The organism is Streptomyces sp. MRC013, assembly GCF_023614235.1.
Lineage (GTDB): Bacteria > Actinomycetota > Actinomycetes > Streptomycetales > Streptomycetaceae > Streptomyces.
Genome location: NZ_CP094264.1, coordinates 4401629 through 4416508, shown reverse-complemented (window position 1 = coordinate 4416508; position 14880 = coordinate 4401629). Strand labels below are relative to the sequence as shown.

The 14880-nt window shown below is 67.2% G+C and carries 8 protein-coding genes, 3 rRNA genes and 2 pseudogenes; 4 read left to right on the top strand and 9 right to left on the bottom strand.

Annotation, left to right across the window (positions count from 1 at the left end; translation table 11 throughout):
* Nucleotides 1–32: 32 nt before the first annotated feature.
* Nucleotides 33–1064, bottom strand: a complete 1032-nt coding sequence (locus LUW75_RS20025; protein WP_250336851.1) for an HAD-IIA family hydrolase — start codon at nt 1062–1064, stop codon at nt 33–35.
* 77 nt (nt 1065–1141) lie between these two features.
* Between LUW75_RS20025 and LUW75_RS20020 the strand changes: the two genes are divergently transcribed.
* Nucleotides 1142–2425, top strand: coding sequence for a DUF1015 domain-containing protein (locus LUW75_RS20020; protein WP_250336850.1), 1284 nt, complete (start codon nt 1142–1144; stop codon nt 2423–2425).
* Between the two features lie 58 nt (nt 2426–2483).
* Here the strand turns inward: LUW75_RS20020 and LUW75_RS20015 are convergent, their stop codons facing one another.
* The 6 genes and pseudogenes from LUW75_RS20015 to LUW75_RS19990 form a co-directional block, all read right to left on the bottom strand.
* Nucleotides 2484–3227, bottom strand: a complete 744-nt coding sequence (locus LUW75_RS20015) for a tetratricopeptide repeat protein (protein WP_250336849.1) — start codon at nt 3225–3227, stop codon at nt 2484–2486.
* Nucleotides 3209–4327 (bottom strand): hypothetical protein, encoded by a 1119-nt coding sequence (locus tag LUW75_RS20010; RefSeq protein WP_250336848.1) that lies wholly within the window; start codon nt 4325–4327, stop codon nt 3209–3211. The genes LUW75_RS20015 and LUW75_RS20010 overlap by 19 nt, the downstream gene beginning before the upstream one ends.
* Before the next feature lie 193 nt (nt 4328–4520).
* Nucleotides 4521–4637, bottom strand: a 5S ribosomal RNA gene (gene rrf, locus LUW75_RS20005).
* A 105-nt stretch (nt 4638–4742) separates the two neighbouring features.
* Nucleotides 4743–7866: ribosomal RNA gene (locus LUW75_RS20000) — 23S ribosomal RNA — on the bottom strand.
* Nucleotides 7867–8174: 308 nt separating this feature from the next.
* Nucleotides 8175–9702: ribosomal RNA gene (locus LUW75_RS19995) — 16S ribosomal RNA — on the bottom strand.
* The 16S, 23S and 5S rRNA genes sit together here, the layout of an rRNA operon.
* Nucleotides 9703–10204: 502 nt before the next feature.
* Nucleotides 10205–10845 (bottom strand): annotated as a pseudogene (locus tag LUW75_RS19990) (DNA-3-methyladenine glycosylase).
* Between the two features lie 90 nt (nt 10846–10935).
* Here LUW75_RS19990 and LUW75_RS19985 point away from each other — a divergent pair.
* From LUW75_RS19985 to LUW75_RS19975, 3 genes are all read left to right on the top strand, one after another.
* Nucleotides 10936–11718: a sporulation protein gene (locus LUW75_RS19985; protein WP_250336847.1), complete on the top strand. Its 783-nt coding sequence runs from the start codon at nt 10936–10938 to the stop codon at nt 11716–11718.
* A 38-nt stretch (nt 11719–11756) separates the two neighbouring features.
* Nucleotides 11757–12296, top strand: coding sequence for a YbhB/YbcL family Raf kinase inhibitor-like protein (locus LUW75_RS19980; protein WP_250336846.1), 540 nt, complete (start codon nt 11757–11759; stop codon nt 12294–12296).
* A 152-nt stretch (nt 12297–12448) separates the two neighbouring features.
* Nucleotides 12449–12970: an HNH endonuclease gene (locus LUW75_RS19975; protein ID WP_250336845.1), complete on the top strand. Its 522-nt coding sequence runs from the start codon at nt 12449–12451 to the stop codon at nt 12968–12970.
* Nucleotides 12971–13025: 55 nt separating this feature from the next.
* Here LUW75_RS19975 and LUW75_RS19970 read toward each other — a convergent pair.
* A pseudogene (locus LUW75_RS19970) lies at nt 13026–13795 on the bottom strand (sulfite exporter TauE/SafE family protein).
* A complete protein-coding gene (locus LUW75_RS19965; RefSeq protein WP_250336844.1) occupies nt 13792–14814 on the bottom strand; it encodes an SPFH domain-containing protein in 1023 nt (340 codons plus the stop codon). The pseudogene LUW75_RS19970 and the gene LUW75_RS19965 overlap by 4 nt, the downstream one beginning before the upstream one ends.
* Nucleotides 14815–14880: the final 66 nt, after the last annotated feature.

The following is a 14880-nucleotide window of genomic DNA, read 5'->3' as shown; positions in this document are numbered from 1 at the left end:
TACCCTCCCCCTCCGTGATGATCGTGAGGCTGTCACCACCCCAGCCCGGCCAGGGCCTTCCCCGCCTCCAGGGCGCACGATCCGTCCCCGGCCCGGCTCCAGGCGGCCGCGCACAGCGCGCGCAGCCCGTCCAGCGGGTCGCCGCTCCCGCCGAGGACGAGCGCGCCGCCGTCGGCGGCCGCCGTCCACCCCCCGCAACGGAAGCCGCCCGCCGCCGTCCCGGACACCTCCGGCTGCCCCGTCAGCAGGCCCCGCAGGTCCGCGTCGACGTACGTCGGCCGGTGCTCGGGCCGGGCCGCGAGCAGCTGCGCCGGGGCGGTCACGCCGGTGAGGACGAGCAGCGAGTCGACACCGCCGTTGTGGGCGCCCTCGATGTCGGTGTCGAGCCGGTCCCCGACGACCAGGGGCCGCCGCGCCCCGGTCCGCAGGATCGTCTCGCGGTGCATGGGCGGCAGCGGCTTCCCCGCGATCTCCGGCTCGGCGCCCGTCGCGATGCGCACGACCTCCACGGCGGCGCCGTTGCCGGGCGCGATGCCGCGCGCGCCGGGGATGGTGCGGTCGGTGTTGGACGCGTACCAGGGCAGGCCCCGCGCGATCGCGTACGACGCCTCCGCGAACCGGCCCCACGGCAGTTCGGGCCCGCCGTACCCCTGGACGACGGCCGCCGGGTCGTCGTCCGCCGACTCGACGGGGACGAGCCCCCGCTCGCGCAGCGCCACCCGCAGCCCCTCGCCGCCGACCACGAGGACGCGCGCCCCCTGCGGCAGCCGGTCGGCGATGAGCCGCGCCACGGCCTGCGCCGACGTGACCACGTCGGCCGGCTCGGCGGGCACGCCCAGCTCCGTGAGGTGCGCGGCGACGGCCTCGGGGGTGCGCAGCGCGTTGTTGGTGACGTACGCGAGGCGCATCCCGCCGGCCCGCGCCTCCCCCAGCGCCTCCACCGCGTGCGGGATGGCCTCGCCGCCCGCGTAGACGACGCCGTCCAGGTCCAGCAGTGCCGTGTCGTACGCCGCGCTCAGCGCGGTCGCGCTGCCGCCCGGCGCGCTCCGTCCGTGCCGTCCCATCGGTCTGGCTCCTCACTCGTCCGGCGGATCCCGTCCCCCGATCATCGCCCATCCGCGCGCCCACCTACGATGCAAGGATGAACGAGAGAGGTCCCGCGGCCGACGACGGCCTGCGCCTGAAGCCGTTCCGCGGACTGCGGTACGTCCCCGAACGGGTTCGCAGCCTCGCCGCGGTGACTTCTCCGCCGTACGACGTGGTCGTGCGGCCGGACGGGCTGTACCACCTGGAGTCGTCGGACCCGCACAACATCGTGCGGCTGATCCTGCCGCAGGCCCCGACGGCCGACGCCCGTCCGCGCCGGGCGGCGGACACCCTCGCGGACTGGCTGGAGGACGGCGTCCTCGCCCCGGACGCGGAGCCCGCCCTCTACGTGTACGAGCAGAGGAAGGGCGACCTGCTGCAACGGGGCCTGATCGGCGCGCTGGAGCTGTCGTCGCCGGCGGAGGGCGTGGTCCTTCCGCACGAGGACGTGATGCCGCACGTGGTGGAGGAGCGCGCGGACCTGATGCGGACGACGGGCGCGCACCTGGAGCCGCTGCTGCTGACGTACCGGGGCGGGGGCCGCACGACGGGTGCGGCGGCCGTGATCGAGCGGGCCACCGCGGGCACCCCGCTGCTGTCGACGACGACGGAGGACGGGTTCGAGCACCGGCTGTGGGCGGTGACGGACCCCGGGGAGCTGGCGGTCGCCGCGGAGGACCTGGCGGACCACCAGGCGTTGATCGCGGACGGCCACCACCGCTGGGCGACGTACCTGCGGCTCCGGGAGGAGCGTTCCGGCCCGGGTCCCTGGAACTACGGCCTGGTCCTCCTCGTCGACACGGCCCGCTACCCGCTGCGGGTACGGGCGATACACCGGCTGCTGCACCACCTGCCAGTCACCGGGGCACTGGCGGCGCTGGACGGGGCGTTCAGGGTGCGGACACTGGACCGTACGCCGCTGGAGACCGCCCTGGACGTGCTGGCGGTGGCCGCGGGCGACGGCAACGCGTTCCTGCTGGCGGGCGACGGCCGCTTCCACCTGGTGGACCGTCCCGCCCCGGAGCTGCTGGAGCGCACGGTGCGCCGGGACCGGCCGGAGGCGTGGCGAAGCCTGGACGCGACGGTGCTGCACGCGACGCTGCTGGAGCACGTGTGGCGGGTCCCCGACGCCCCGGAGCACATCGCGTACCTCCACGACGCGCGGGCGGCGGTGACGCAGGCGGAGCGGAACGGGGCGACCGCGGTACTGATGCACCCGGTGCGCGAGGAGGTCGTACGGGACCTGGCGCGGCAGGGCGTGACGATGCCCCGGAAGTCGACGTCGTTCGGCCCGAAGCCGGCGACGGGCCTGGTCCTGCGGAGCCTGGCCCTGGACTGAGGGCACGGGGAGGGGCGGCATCCCGCGGGATGCCGCCCCTCCCCGTGCCGCTCCGCGATCAGCGCCCGGCCCCGTCGCCCTCCTCGTCGGTGCCGTTCTCGCCGGCCCCGTCCCCGGCGGGCCGACCGCCGTCGGCCTCCTCGATGGCCGCCTCGGTCTCCTCGTCCTCGTCGAACGCGTCGACGAACTCGACCCCGTCGAGTTCGGCGAGCCGGTCGGAGGCGTCGGTGGTGCCCTCCTTGTCGGACTCGAGTGCCTTGGCGAACCACTCGCGCGCTTCGGCCTCCCTGCCGGCGGCGAGAAGCGCGTCGGCGTACGCGTACCGCAGGCGCGCCGTCCACGGCTGGACGGAGTGGGACGCGAGTTCGGGCGACTGGAGGGTGACGATCGCGGCGTCGAGCTGGTCCATGTCGCGGCGGGCACCCGCGGCGACGAGCCGCATCTCGACCTGTCCGGCCTTGTCCAGCTTCTGCACGTCGGGCTCGCCGGCCATGGCGAGGGCCCGCTCGGGACGGCCGAGGCCGCGTTCGCAGTCGGCCATGACGGGCCACAGTTCGACGTTTCCGGTCATGCGCCGGGCGGCGCGGAACTCGGCGAGCGCCTCGGCGTACTTCTGCGTGGCGTACGCGGCGAATCCGGCGGCCTCGCGGACGGCGGCGACGCGGGAGGCCAGCCGGAGGGCGATCCGCGAGTAGGCGTACGCCTTCTCGGGGTCCTCGTCGATGAGCCTGGCGACCATCACCAGGTTGCGGGCGACGTCCTCCGCGAGGGTCTTGGGCAGGCTCAACAGCTCCTGTCGCACGTCCTTGTCGATCTCGTCACCGGTGACGTCGTCGGGAATGGGCAGCCGCTTGACGGGCTCGCGGTCCCGCCGGTCGTCGCGCCGGTCGTCACGGCGGAAACCACCGCGGTCGTCACGACGGTCGTCGCGGCGGAAACCACCACGGTCATCACGCCGGTCATCACGGCGGAAACCACCGCGGTCGTCACGACGGTCGTCGTCACGCCGCGGACCGCGGTCGCGATCCCGGTCCTCACGACGGAACGGCGGACGGTCGCCACCACGCCGGAACCCACCACGGTCATCACGCCGCTCATCACGGCGCGGGGCACGATCGTCGCGACGGAACCCACCGCGGTCGTCACGACGGTCGTCGCGGCGGAAACCACCACGGTCATCACGCCGGTCATCACGCCGGTCATCACGCCGGTCGTCGCGGCGGAAACCACCACGGTCATCACGCCGGTCGTCGCGGCGCTCGTCACGACGGAACCCACCGCGATCGTCACGACGGAACCCGCCGCGGTCGTCACGACGGTCGTCGTCACGCCGCGGACCGCGGTCGCGATCCCGGTCCTCACGACGGAACGGCGGACGGTCGCCACCACGCCGGAACCCACCACGGTCATCACGCCGCTCATCACGGCGCGGGGCACGATCGTCACGCGGAAAACCACCACGGTCATCACGCCGGTCATCACGCCGGTCGTCGCGACGGAACCCACCGCCACCCCGGCGGTCGTCGTCACGCCGCGGACCGCGGTCACGGTCCCGGTCCTCACGACGGAACGGCGGACGGTCATCGTCGCGACGCGGGGCGCGCTCGTCGCGCGGGAAACCAGCCCGGCCGTCACGACGGTCGTCGGAGCGGTAACCGCCACCATGTCGGTCGTCGTTCCGGCGGTCGTCGTCGCGGCGGAAGCCGGCGCCCCGGTATCCACCGCGGTCCCGGTCATCACGGCGCGGGTCGCGATCGCGGTCGTCACGGCGGAATGGCGGTCGATCGTCACCGCGCCGGAAACCACCGCGGTCGCCACGCCGCTCGTCGCGGCGGGGACCGCCACCGTCCCGACGGTCGTCGTCGCGGCGAGGTCCGCGGAATCCGCCCCGTTCACCGCCACCGTCCCTACGACGAGGCTCGCGCTCCGGACGGTCGTCGGAGGAGTTGGTGGACATGGGTGTGGCTCCTGTCTTCGGGTACCGCAGGTCATTCTCGCGCAACGGAGATCCCATCGCGCTTCGAGCAGACTTCAACAACAACAAAAGGACCCTTGGTCCCAGCATGCACGCTGGGACCAAGGGTCCTGAAAGATTGTTCGGCGGTGTCCTACTCTCCCACAGGGTCCCCCCTGCAGTACCATCGGCGCTGAAAGGCTTAGCTTCCGGGTTCGGAATGTAACCGGGCGTTTCCCTAACGCTATGACCACCGAAACCCCATCGGGTTCGAGCGAACAAGCACACTATTCACTTGAATAGATGTTGTATGCCGGTGCGACTGTTCGCAACCCGGGAACAACACAGTGGACGCGAGCAACTGAGGACAAGCCCTCGGCCTATTAGTACCGGTCAACTCCACCCATCACTGGGCTTCCATATCCGGCCTATCAACCCAGTCGTCTACTGGGAGCCTTACCCTCTCAAGGAGGCGGGAACACTCATCTCGAAGCAGGCTTCCCGCTTAGATGCTTTCAGCGGTTATCCCTCCCGAACGTAGCCAACCAGCCATGCCCTTGGCAGAACAACTGGCACACCAGAGGTTCGTCCGTCCCGGTCCTCTCGTACTAGGGACAGCCCTTCTCAATATTCCTACGCGCACAGCGGATAGGGACCGAACTGTCTCACGACGTTCTAAACCCAGCTCGCGTACCGCTTTAATGGGCGAACAGCCCAACCCTTGGGACCGACTCCAGCCCCAGGATGCGACGAGCCGACATCGAGGTGCCAAACCATCCCGTCGATATGGACTCTTGGGGAAGATCAGCCTGTTATCCCCGGGGTACCTTTTATCCGTTGAGCGACGGCGCTTCCACAAGCCACCGCCGGATCACTAGTCCCGACTTTCGTCCCTGCTCGACCCGTCGGTCTCACAGTCAAGCTCCCTTGTGCACTTACACTCAACACCTGATTACCAACCAGGCTGAGGGAACCTTTGGGCGCCTCCGTTACCCTTTAGGAGGCAACCGCCCCAGTTAAACTACCCATCAGACACTGTCCCTGATCCGGATCACGGACCCAGGTTAGACATCCAGCACGACCAGAGTGGTATTTCAACGACGACTCCACCCCAACTGGCGTTGAAGCTTCACAGTCTCCCACCTATCCTACACAAGCCGAACCGAACACCAATATCAAACTGTAGTAAAGGTCCCGGGGTCTTTCCGTCCTGCTGCGCGAAACGAGCATCTTTACTCGTAGTGCAATTTCACCGGGCCTATGGTTGAGACAGTCGAGAAGTCGTTACGCCATTCGTGCAGGTCGGAACTTACCCGACAAGGAATTTCGCTACCTTAGGATGGTTATAGTTACCACCGCCGTTTACTGGCGCTTAAGTTCTCAGCTTCGCCCCACCGAAATGGAGCTAACCGGTCCCCTTAACGTTCCAGCACCGGGCAGGCGTCAGTCCGTATACATCGCCTTACGGCTTCGCACGGACCTGTGTTTTTAGTAAACAGTCGCTTCTCGCTGGTCTCTGCGGCCACACCCAGCTCCGAGTGCAAGACTCATCACCAGACATGGCCCCCCTTCTCCCGAAGTTACGGGGGCATTTTGCCGAGTTCCTTAACCATAGTTCACCCGAACGCCTCGGTATTCTCTACCTGACCACCTGAGTCGGTTTAGGGTACGGGCCGCCATGAAACTCGCTAGAGGCTTTTCTCGACAGCATAGGATCATCCACTTCGCCACAATCGGCTCGGCATCAGGTCTCAGCCTTCACGTGCGACGGATTTACCTACCACACGGCCTACACCCTTACCCCGGGACAACCACCGCCCGGGCTGGACTACCTTCCTGCGTCACCCCATCACTCACCTACTACCAGTCTGGGCCACCGGCTCCACCACTCCGCACTTGTCCGAAGACGCACACGGCGGTTTCACGGGCTTAGCATCGCTGGGTTCAGCGCTGACGCTTCAAAGCGGGTACCGGAATATCAACCGGTTGTCCATCGACTACGCCTGTCGGCCTCGCCTTAGGTCCCGACTTACCCTGGGCAGATCAGCTTGACCCAGGAACCCTTAGTCAATCGGCGCACACGTTTCCCACGTGTGTATCGCTACTCATGCCTGCATTCTCACTCGTGAACCGTCCACAACTCGCTTCCACGGCTGCTTCACCCGGCACACGACGCTCCCCTACCCATCACAACAGGCGTTAGCCCTCATGCTGCAATGACACGACTTCGGCGGTACGCTTGAGCCCCGCTACATTGTCGGCGCGGAATCACTTGACCAGTGAGCTATTACGCACTCTTTCAAGGATGGCTGCTTCTAAGCCAACCTCCTGGTTGTCTCTGCGACTCCACATCCTTTCCCACTTAGCGTACGCTTAGGGGCCTTAGTCGATGCTCTGGGCTGTTTCCCTCTCGACCATGGAGCTTATCCCCCACAGTCTCACTGCCGCGCTCTCACTTACCGGCATTCGGAGTTTGGCTAAGGTCAGTAACCCGGTAGGGCCCATCGCCTATCCAGTGCTCTACCTCCGGCAAGAAACACACGACGCTGCACCTAAATGCATTTCGGGGAGAACCAGCTATCACGGAGTTTGATTGGCCTTTCACCCCTAACCACAGGTCATCCCCCAGGTTTTCAACCCTGGTGGGTTCGGTCCTCCACGAAGTCTTACCTCCGCTTCAACCTGCCCATGGCTAGATCACTCCGCTTCGGGTCTTGAGCGCGCTACTACACCGCCCTATTCGGACTCGCTTTCGCTACGGCTTCCCCACACGGGTTAACCTCGCAACACACCGCAAACTCGCAGGCTCATTCTTCAAAAGGCACGCAGTCACGACGCAAGAACCGAAGTCCTTGCGCGACGCTCCCACGGCTTGTAGGCACACGGTTTCAGGTACTATTTCACTCCGCTCCCGCGGTACTTTTCACCATTCCCTCACGGTACTATCCGCTATCGGTCACCAGGGAATATTTAGGCTTAGCGGGTGGTCCCGCCAGATTCACACGGGATTTCTCGGGCCCCGTGCTACTTGGGTGTCTCTCCAACGAGCCGCATGAATTTCAGCTACGGGGGTCTTACCCTCTACGCCGGACCTTTCGCATGTCCTTCGCCTACCCATACGGTTTCTCACTCGTCTCACAGCCGGCAGACCATGAAAAAGAGATCCCACAACCCCGCACACGCAACCCCTGCCGGGTCTCACACGTATACGGTTTAGCCTCATCCGGTTTCGCTCGCCACTACTCCCGGAATCACGGTTGTTTTCTCTTCCTGAGGGTACTGAGATGTTTCACTTCCCCTCGTTCCCTCCACACTGCCTATGTGTTCAGCAGCGGGTGACAGCCCATGACGACTGCCGGGTTTCCCCATTCGGACACCCCCGGATCACAGCTCGGTTGACAGCTCCCCGGGGCCTATCGCGGCCTCCCACGTCCTTCATCGGTTCCTGGTGCCAAGGCATCCACCGTGCGCCCTTAAAAACTTGGCCACAGATGCTCGCGTCCACTGTGCAGTTCTCAAGCAACGACCAGCCACCCACCACCCCCAAGCCACACCTGGAGTTCACTGGGACCGGCATCGCAGAAGGGCAAGCAAACACTCGCACCCTCAGACACCCAACAGCGCGCCCAACACCCCCGGCCCCTCCCCGTGTTCCACGCCGAAGCAGTACTAACAAAGGAAGATCCCGAGTGTGCCGAATAGTCAACGTTCCACCCATGAGCCACCAGCACCGGACGTTCGCCGATGTACTGGCCTCTGACCAGACCAGACGGCCTGGTAAGAAGTGCTCCTTAGAAAGGAGGTGATCCAGCCGCACCTTCCGGTACGGCTACCTTGTTACGACTTCGTCCCAATCGCCAGTCCCACCTTCGACAGCTCCCTCCCACAAGGGGTTGGGCCACCGGCTTCGGGTGTTACCGACTTTCGTGACGTGACGGGCGGTGTGTACAAGGCCCGGGAACGTATTCACCGCAGCAATGCTGATCTGCGATTACTAGCGACTCCGACTTCATGGGGTCGAGTTGCAGACCCCAATCCGAACTGAGACCGGCTTTTTGAGATTCGCTCCACCTCACGGTATCGCAGCTCTTTGTACCGGCCATTGTAGCACGTGTGCAGCCCAAGACATAAGGGGCATGATGACTTGACGTCGTCCCCACCTTCCTCCGAGTTGACCCCGGCGGTCTCCCGTGAGTCCCCAGCACCACAAGGGCCTGCTGGCAACACGGGACAAGGGTTGCGCTCGTTGCGGGACTTAACCCAACATCTCACGACACGAGCTGACGACAGCCATGCACCACCTGTACACCGACCACAAGGGGGCACCCATCTCTGGATGTTTCCGATGTATGTCAAGCCTTGGTAAGGTTCTTCGCGTTGCGTCGAATTAAGCCACATGCTCCGCCGCTTGTGCGGGCCCCCGTCAATTCCTTTGAGTTTTAGCCTTGCGGCCGTACTCCCCAGGCGGGGAACTTAATGCGTTAGCTGCGGCACGGACGACGTGGAATGTCGCCCACACCTAGTTCCCAACGTTTACGGCGTGGACTACCAGGGTATCTAATCCTGTTCGCTCCCCACGCTTTCGCTCCTCAGCGTCAGTATCGGCCCAGAGATCCGCCTTCGCCACCGGTGTTCCTCCTGATATCTGCGCATTTCACCGCTACACCAGGAATTCCGATCTCCTCTACCGAACTCTAGCCTGCCCGTATCGAATGCAGACCCGGAGTTAAGCCCCGGGCTTTCACATCCGACGCGACAAGCCGCCTACGAGCTCTTTACGCCCAATAATTCCGGACAACGCTTGCGCCCTACGTATTACCGCGGCTGCTGGCACGTAGTTAGCCGGCGCTTCTTCTGCAGGTACCGTCACTTGCGCTTCTTCCCTGCTGAAAGAGGTTTACAACCCGAAGGCCGTCATCCCTCACGCGGCGTCGCTGCATCAGGCTTGCGCCCATTGTGCAATATTCCCCACTGCTGCCTCCCGTAGGAGTCTGGGCCGTGTCTCAGTCCCAGTGTGGCCGGTCGCCCTCTCAGGCCGGCTACCCGTCGTCGCCTTGGTGAGCCGTTACCTCACCAACAAGCTGATAGGCCGCGGGCTCATCCTGCACCGCCGGAGCTTTCCACCACCATCGGATGCCCGAAGCGGTCGTATCCGGTATTAGACCCCGTTTCCAGGGCTTGTCCCAGAGTGCAGGGCAGATTGCCCACGTGTTACTCACCCGTTCGCCACTAATCCCCCACCGAAGCGGGTTCATCGTTCGACTTGCATGTGTTAAGCACGCCGCCAGCGTTCGTCCTGAGCCAGGATCAAACTCTCCGTGAATGCTTCCCGGTCATCCGGGCAAACACCCGCGTTGAGCGGGACCGGAAGAAGGAATGATCCTCCCGATCCACAGCATCCTCGCTGTGTTCTTCAAAGGAACCACGTCTCACAGAGACGGGGTTATCAACATATCTGGCGTTGACTTTTGGCACGCTGTTGAGTTCTCAAGGAACGAACGCTTCCCTCGTACTCACCCTCTCGGGCTTTCCTCCGGGCGCTTCCTTCGGTGTTTCCAACACTACCAGATCCGTTCACCGCCCCGTTCCCGGTCCGGATTCCCTCTCCAGCGGCCGTTGGAAGGCCTCCGCCTTTCGGCTTCCTCCACTTTAGCGGATTCCCCGCGGTGCTCATAATCGAGCTCCTCGAAATGAATTCCGGCACGACGAATCCGCCCCTGCCAGGGGGGATCGCCAGGTAGTGGTTTTGGCCGCCCCAGGGGTGCTGATACAGCGTGCCCCGGCTCTTGCGGCTCGGTCGAGCTTAGGTGGCCCGCTCCCCGGAGTCAAGCCCTCCTTCGGCGCGGTGTGTGGGCCCGGTACGGACTGACCGTCGGGTCCCCGTCGATCCAGAAGCGCCAGGGGTGCGCGGCGCCCTCCCCGCCCACACCGGTGCGGGGGCCGTTGCGTACCCGGTCGAGGGGCACGGGGGCGCCCGTCAGCACGGACAGCGGGGAATCCGGGCCGGCGCAGGCGTCGGTGCCGTCCAGGGTGCGGTCGATGCCCAGGGCCGTGGCGAGCCGGGCCGGCCCCTTGGCGAGTTCTCCGTCGCTCCGGGCCGAGGGGCGTCGGCGCCGGGCCAGTCCGTGGCCGGTGCGGATCTCCCCGGCGCGCAGCAGGACCCCGCTCGCGGTGCCCTCCGGGCCGCACACCAGGTTCAGGCAGTGCCACATCCCGTAGGTGAAGTAGACGTACACGTGGCCGGGGGGCCGAACATGACGGCGTTCCGTGCCGTGCGGCCCCGGTAGGCGTGCGAGCCGGGGTCGGCCTGCCCGGCGTACGCCTCCACCTCCGTGAGGCGGAGCTCGATGGGCCCGTCGTCCGTCATCCGTATCAGGGTCCGGCCGAGCAGGTCGGGGGCGACCTCCAGTACGGGGCGGTCGAAGAAGTCCCGGGGCAGCGGCGTACGGTCGAGGCTCTCGATCATGTTGGACGAGCGTACCGGGACGGCACCCGGAACCGGCTACGGTCTTCCGGGCGTACGCGTATGTAGGCCGAGGACCGAGAAGGAGTGGACATGGGCTTCAAGAAGCTGCTCGCGAGCCTGGGGGCGGGCGGAGCCAACGTCGAGACCGTGCTGACCGAGTCGAACGTGGTACCCGGTGGCGTCGTCCAGGGCGAGGTGCGGGTCGAGGGCGGTTCGGTCGCCCAGGAGATCCAGAGCCTGTCGCTCGGACTCCAGGCGCGGGTCGAGGTCGAGGGCGGCGACCAGGAGGTGAAGCAGGACGTCGAGTTCGCGAAGAAGCAGATCGGCGGTTCCTTCACCGTCCAGCCCGGGGCCGTGCACGTCGTGCCGTTCGGACTGGAGATCCCCTGGGAGACGCCCGTCACCTGCATCGGCGGGCAGCAGCTGCGCGGCATGGACATCGGGGTGACGACGGAGCTGGCGATCGCGCGGGCCGTGGACTCCGGTGACCTGGACCCGATCAGCGTGCACCCCCTGCCGGCGCAGCAGGCGATCCTCGACGCGTTCGTGCAGCTGGGCTTCCGCTTCAAGAGCGCCGACATGGAGCGGGGGCACATCCGCGGGACGCGGCAGCGGCTGCCGTTCTACCAGGAGATCGAGTTCCTGCCGCCGCAGCACCACCGCGGGCTGAACCAGGTCGAGCTGTCGTTCGTCGCCGACGGGCGGGAGATGGACGTGGTGCTGGAGATGGACAAGAAGGCCGGGTTGTTCAGCGAGGGCAGCGACTCGTACCGCTGCTTCGTGGTCGGGCTGGACGGCTACCGGGACACCGACTGGGCCGCCTACCTCAACCAGTGGCTCGCCGATGTCGGCGGGCGCCGCAACTGGCTCTAGGCTCGGGACGAGGGTCCCACGTGATCGGAGGTTCTGACGTGACCGAGGCGAAGAGGCCGCCGCTCCCCCACGACTTCCACCCGCCGGTGCCGTCGTTCACCGTGGTGAGCGACGACGTCGCACCCGGGGGCGTGCTGGCGGACGCGCAGGTGTACGCGGAGGGGAACACCTCCCCGCACCTGCGGTGGGAGGGGTTTCCGGCGGAGACGAAGAGCTTCGCCGTGACGTGCTTCGACCCGGACGCGCCGACGGGCAGCGGGTTCTGGCACTGGGTGCTGTTCGACGTCCCCGCGTCGGTGACGGAGTTGCCGGCGGGCGCGGGCGGCGGTGGGTTCGCGGGACTGCCCGAGGGGGCGGTCCACGCCCGCAACGACTATGGGTCGAAGGACTTCGGCGGTGCCGCGCCGCCGCCCGGGGACGGCCCCCACCGGTACGTCTTCACCGTGTACGCCGTGGACCGGGAGAAGCTGGGGCCGGACTCCGACGCGACGGCGGCGGCCGTCGGCTTCAACCTGCGGTTCCACACGCTGGCGCGCGCGCAGCTGGTCGGGGAGTACGAGACACCTGCGGAGGGCTGAAGGTTCGCCTCCCGTTCGCCCGCTCCTGGCCTGTGAGAGGCCGGGGGCGGGCATTTTCGTGCCTGCGGATATTGCGTTGTCCCGTTCGGTGCCGCCCCGCCAGAGTTGGTCCAGGCGCGTCAGGGGACGGCCGGCACACGGAGGTGGGCGGAATGCGGGACACGCTGGTTCTCAACGCGAGCTTCGAGCCGCTGTCGACGGTGTCGCTGCACCGGGCGGTGGTGCTGGTGCTGCAGGACAAGGCCGTCGTCGAGCAGGCCCATCCGGAACTCCGGCTGCGGGCGGCCCGGGTGGAGTTGCCCGCACCGCGGGTGATCAGGTTGTGCCGGTACGTACGGGTGCCGTTCCGAAGACACGCGCCGTGGTCGCGCAGGGGTGTGCTGGTGCGCGACCAGTACCGGTGCGCGTACTGCGGGCGGCGCGCGACGACGGTCGACCACGTCGTGCCGCGGTCGCAGGGGGGCGCGGACAGCTGGCTGAACACGGTCGCCTCCTGTGCGGAGGACAACCACCGCAAGGCGGACCGCACGCCGGAGGAGGCGGGGATGCCGCTGCTGCACCGGCCGTACGTGCCGAGTCCCGCGGACGCGATGCTGTTGGCGCTGCGGGCCGGTGAGCGGTCGGAGCTGCCGGAGTGGCTGGCGGTCCAGCGGCCGGAGGCCGTCGCCGCCTGAGCGCGGCCGCGGGTGGAGCCCGTTCCCGGCGTGCCGCCGGGGGCGGGCTCCTCCGTCATCGGGTGGTGAGCTGGAGGATCGCGGCGCCGCCGATGACGACGATCAGGGTGCGGAGGGCCCGGGCGGGGAGCCGCCGGCCGACGCGGGCCCCGAGCTGGCCTCCGATGGTGGAGCCCGCGGCGATGAGGGCGACCGCGGTCCAGTCGAAGCGGGCGGCGAAGACGAAGAACAGTGCGGCGACGGTGTTGACGACGGCCGCGAGGACGTTCTTCACGGCGTTGAGGCGCTGGAGGGTGTCGTCGAGCAGCATGCCCATGAGGGAGAGGTAGATGATCCCCTGGGCGGCGGTGAAGTATCCGCCGTAGACGCTGGCGAGGAGCAGGCCGGCGAAGAGGAGGGGGCCGCCGTGGCGGGTGGTGCCGTCGCGGCCGGTGCGTTCCCGGCGGGTCTGGACGGTCCGGGTGATGCGGGGCTGGAGGACGACCAGGACCAGTGCCAGGGCGACGAGGACGGGGACGATCGTCTCGAAGGCCGTGGAGGGGAGGAGGGTGAGGAGGACGGCGCCGCCGAGCCCTCCGGCGGCGGCGGCGACGGTGAGGCGCAGGACGCGGTCGCGCTGACCGGTGAGCTCGGCGCGGTAGCCGATGGCCCCGCTGACGGAGCCCGGGATCAGGCCGAGGGCGTTGGAGACCGTGGCGGTGACCGGGGGAGGCCGGTTGCCAGGAGGACGGGGAAGGTGATGAGCGTGCCCGACCCGACGATCGTGTTGATGGTGCCCGCGCCTATGCCGGCCGCGAAGACGGCGAGCATCTCCCAGAGCGTCACTGTGCCCCCCGTGCGGATCGGTGGTGGATGAACCGATCATGCACGAGGGCACCCGGGTGAGTCGACCGGGGGGCCGGCCCGCGGTCAGTCCGCGGGGGGTCCTGCCGGCGCCGCTCCTTCGAGGAGGTGTCGAATCCGGAGGCGCCGTTGCCGAGGTTGCCGAAGGCGCCGGAGAGGCCCTTGAGGGCGTCGCCGATCTCGCTGGGGACGATCCAGAGCTTGTTGGCGTCGCCTTCGGCGATCTTCGGGAGCATCTGGAGGTACTGGTAGGAGAGCAGCTTCTGGTCGGGGTCGCCGGCGTGGATGGCCTCGAAGACGGTGCGGACCGCCTGGGCCTCGCCCTCGGCGCGCAGGGCCGCCGCCTTGGCCTCGCCCTCGGCGCGCAGGATCGCGGACTGCTTCTCGCCCTCGGCGGTGAGGATCTGGGACTGACGGATTCCCTCGGCGGTGAGGATCGCGGCGCGCTTGTCGCGGTCGGCGCGCATCTGCTTCTCCATCGAGTCCTGGATGGAGGTGGGCGGCTCGATGGCCTTGAGTTCGACGCGGTTGACGCGGATGCCCCACTTGCCCGTGGCCTCGTCGAGGACGCCGCGGAGGGCGGCGTTGATCTCCTCGCGGGAGGTGAGGGTGCGCTCCAGGTCCATGCCGCCGATGATGTTGCGCAGGGTGGTGACGGTGAGCTGCTCGATCGCCTGGATGTAGCTGGCGACCTCGTACGTCGCGGCGCGGGCGTCGGTCACCTGGTAGTAGATGACCGTGTCGATGTTGACGACCAGGTTGTCCTGGGTGATGACGGGCTGGGGCGGGAAGGGGACGACCTGCTCGCGCAGGTCGATGCGGTTGCGGATCGTGTCGATGAACGGGACGACGATGTTGAGGCCCGCGTTGAGGGTGCGGGTGTAGCGGCCGAAGCGTTCCACGATGGCGGCGCTGGCTTGTGGGATGACCTGGATCGTCTTGATCAGGGCGATGAAGACTAGCACCACCAGAATGACCAGAACGATGATGACTGATGGCATCGTGCTCCCCGTGCCCTTCGCTGCCGGTTGTTGTCTGTGATCGATTTTCCCAGACGTCGGGCGGTC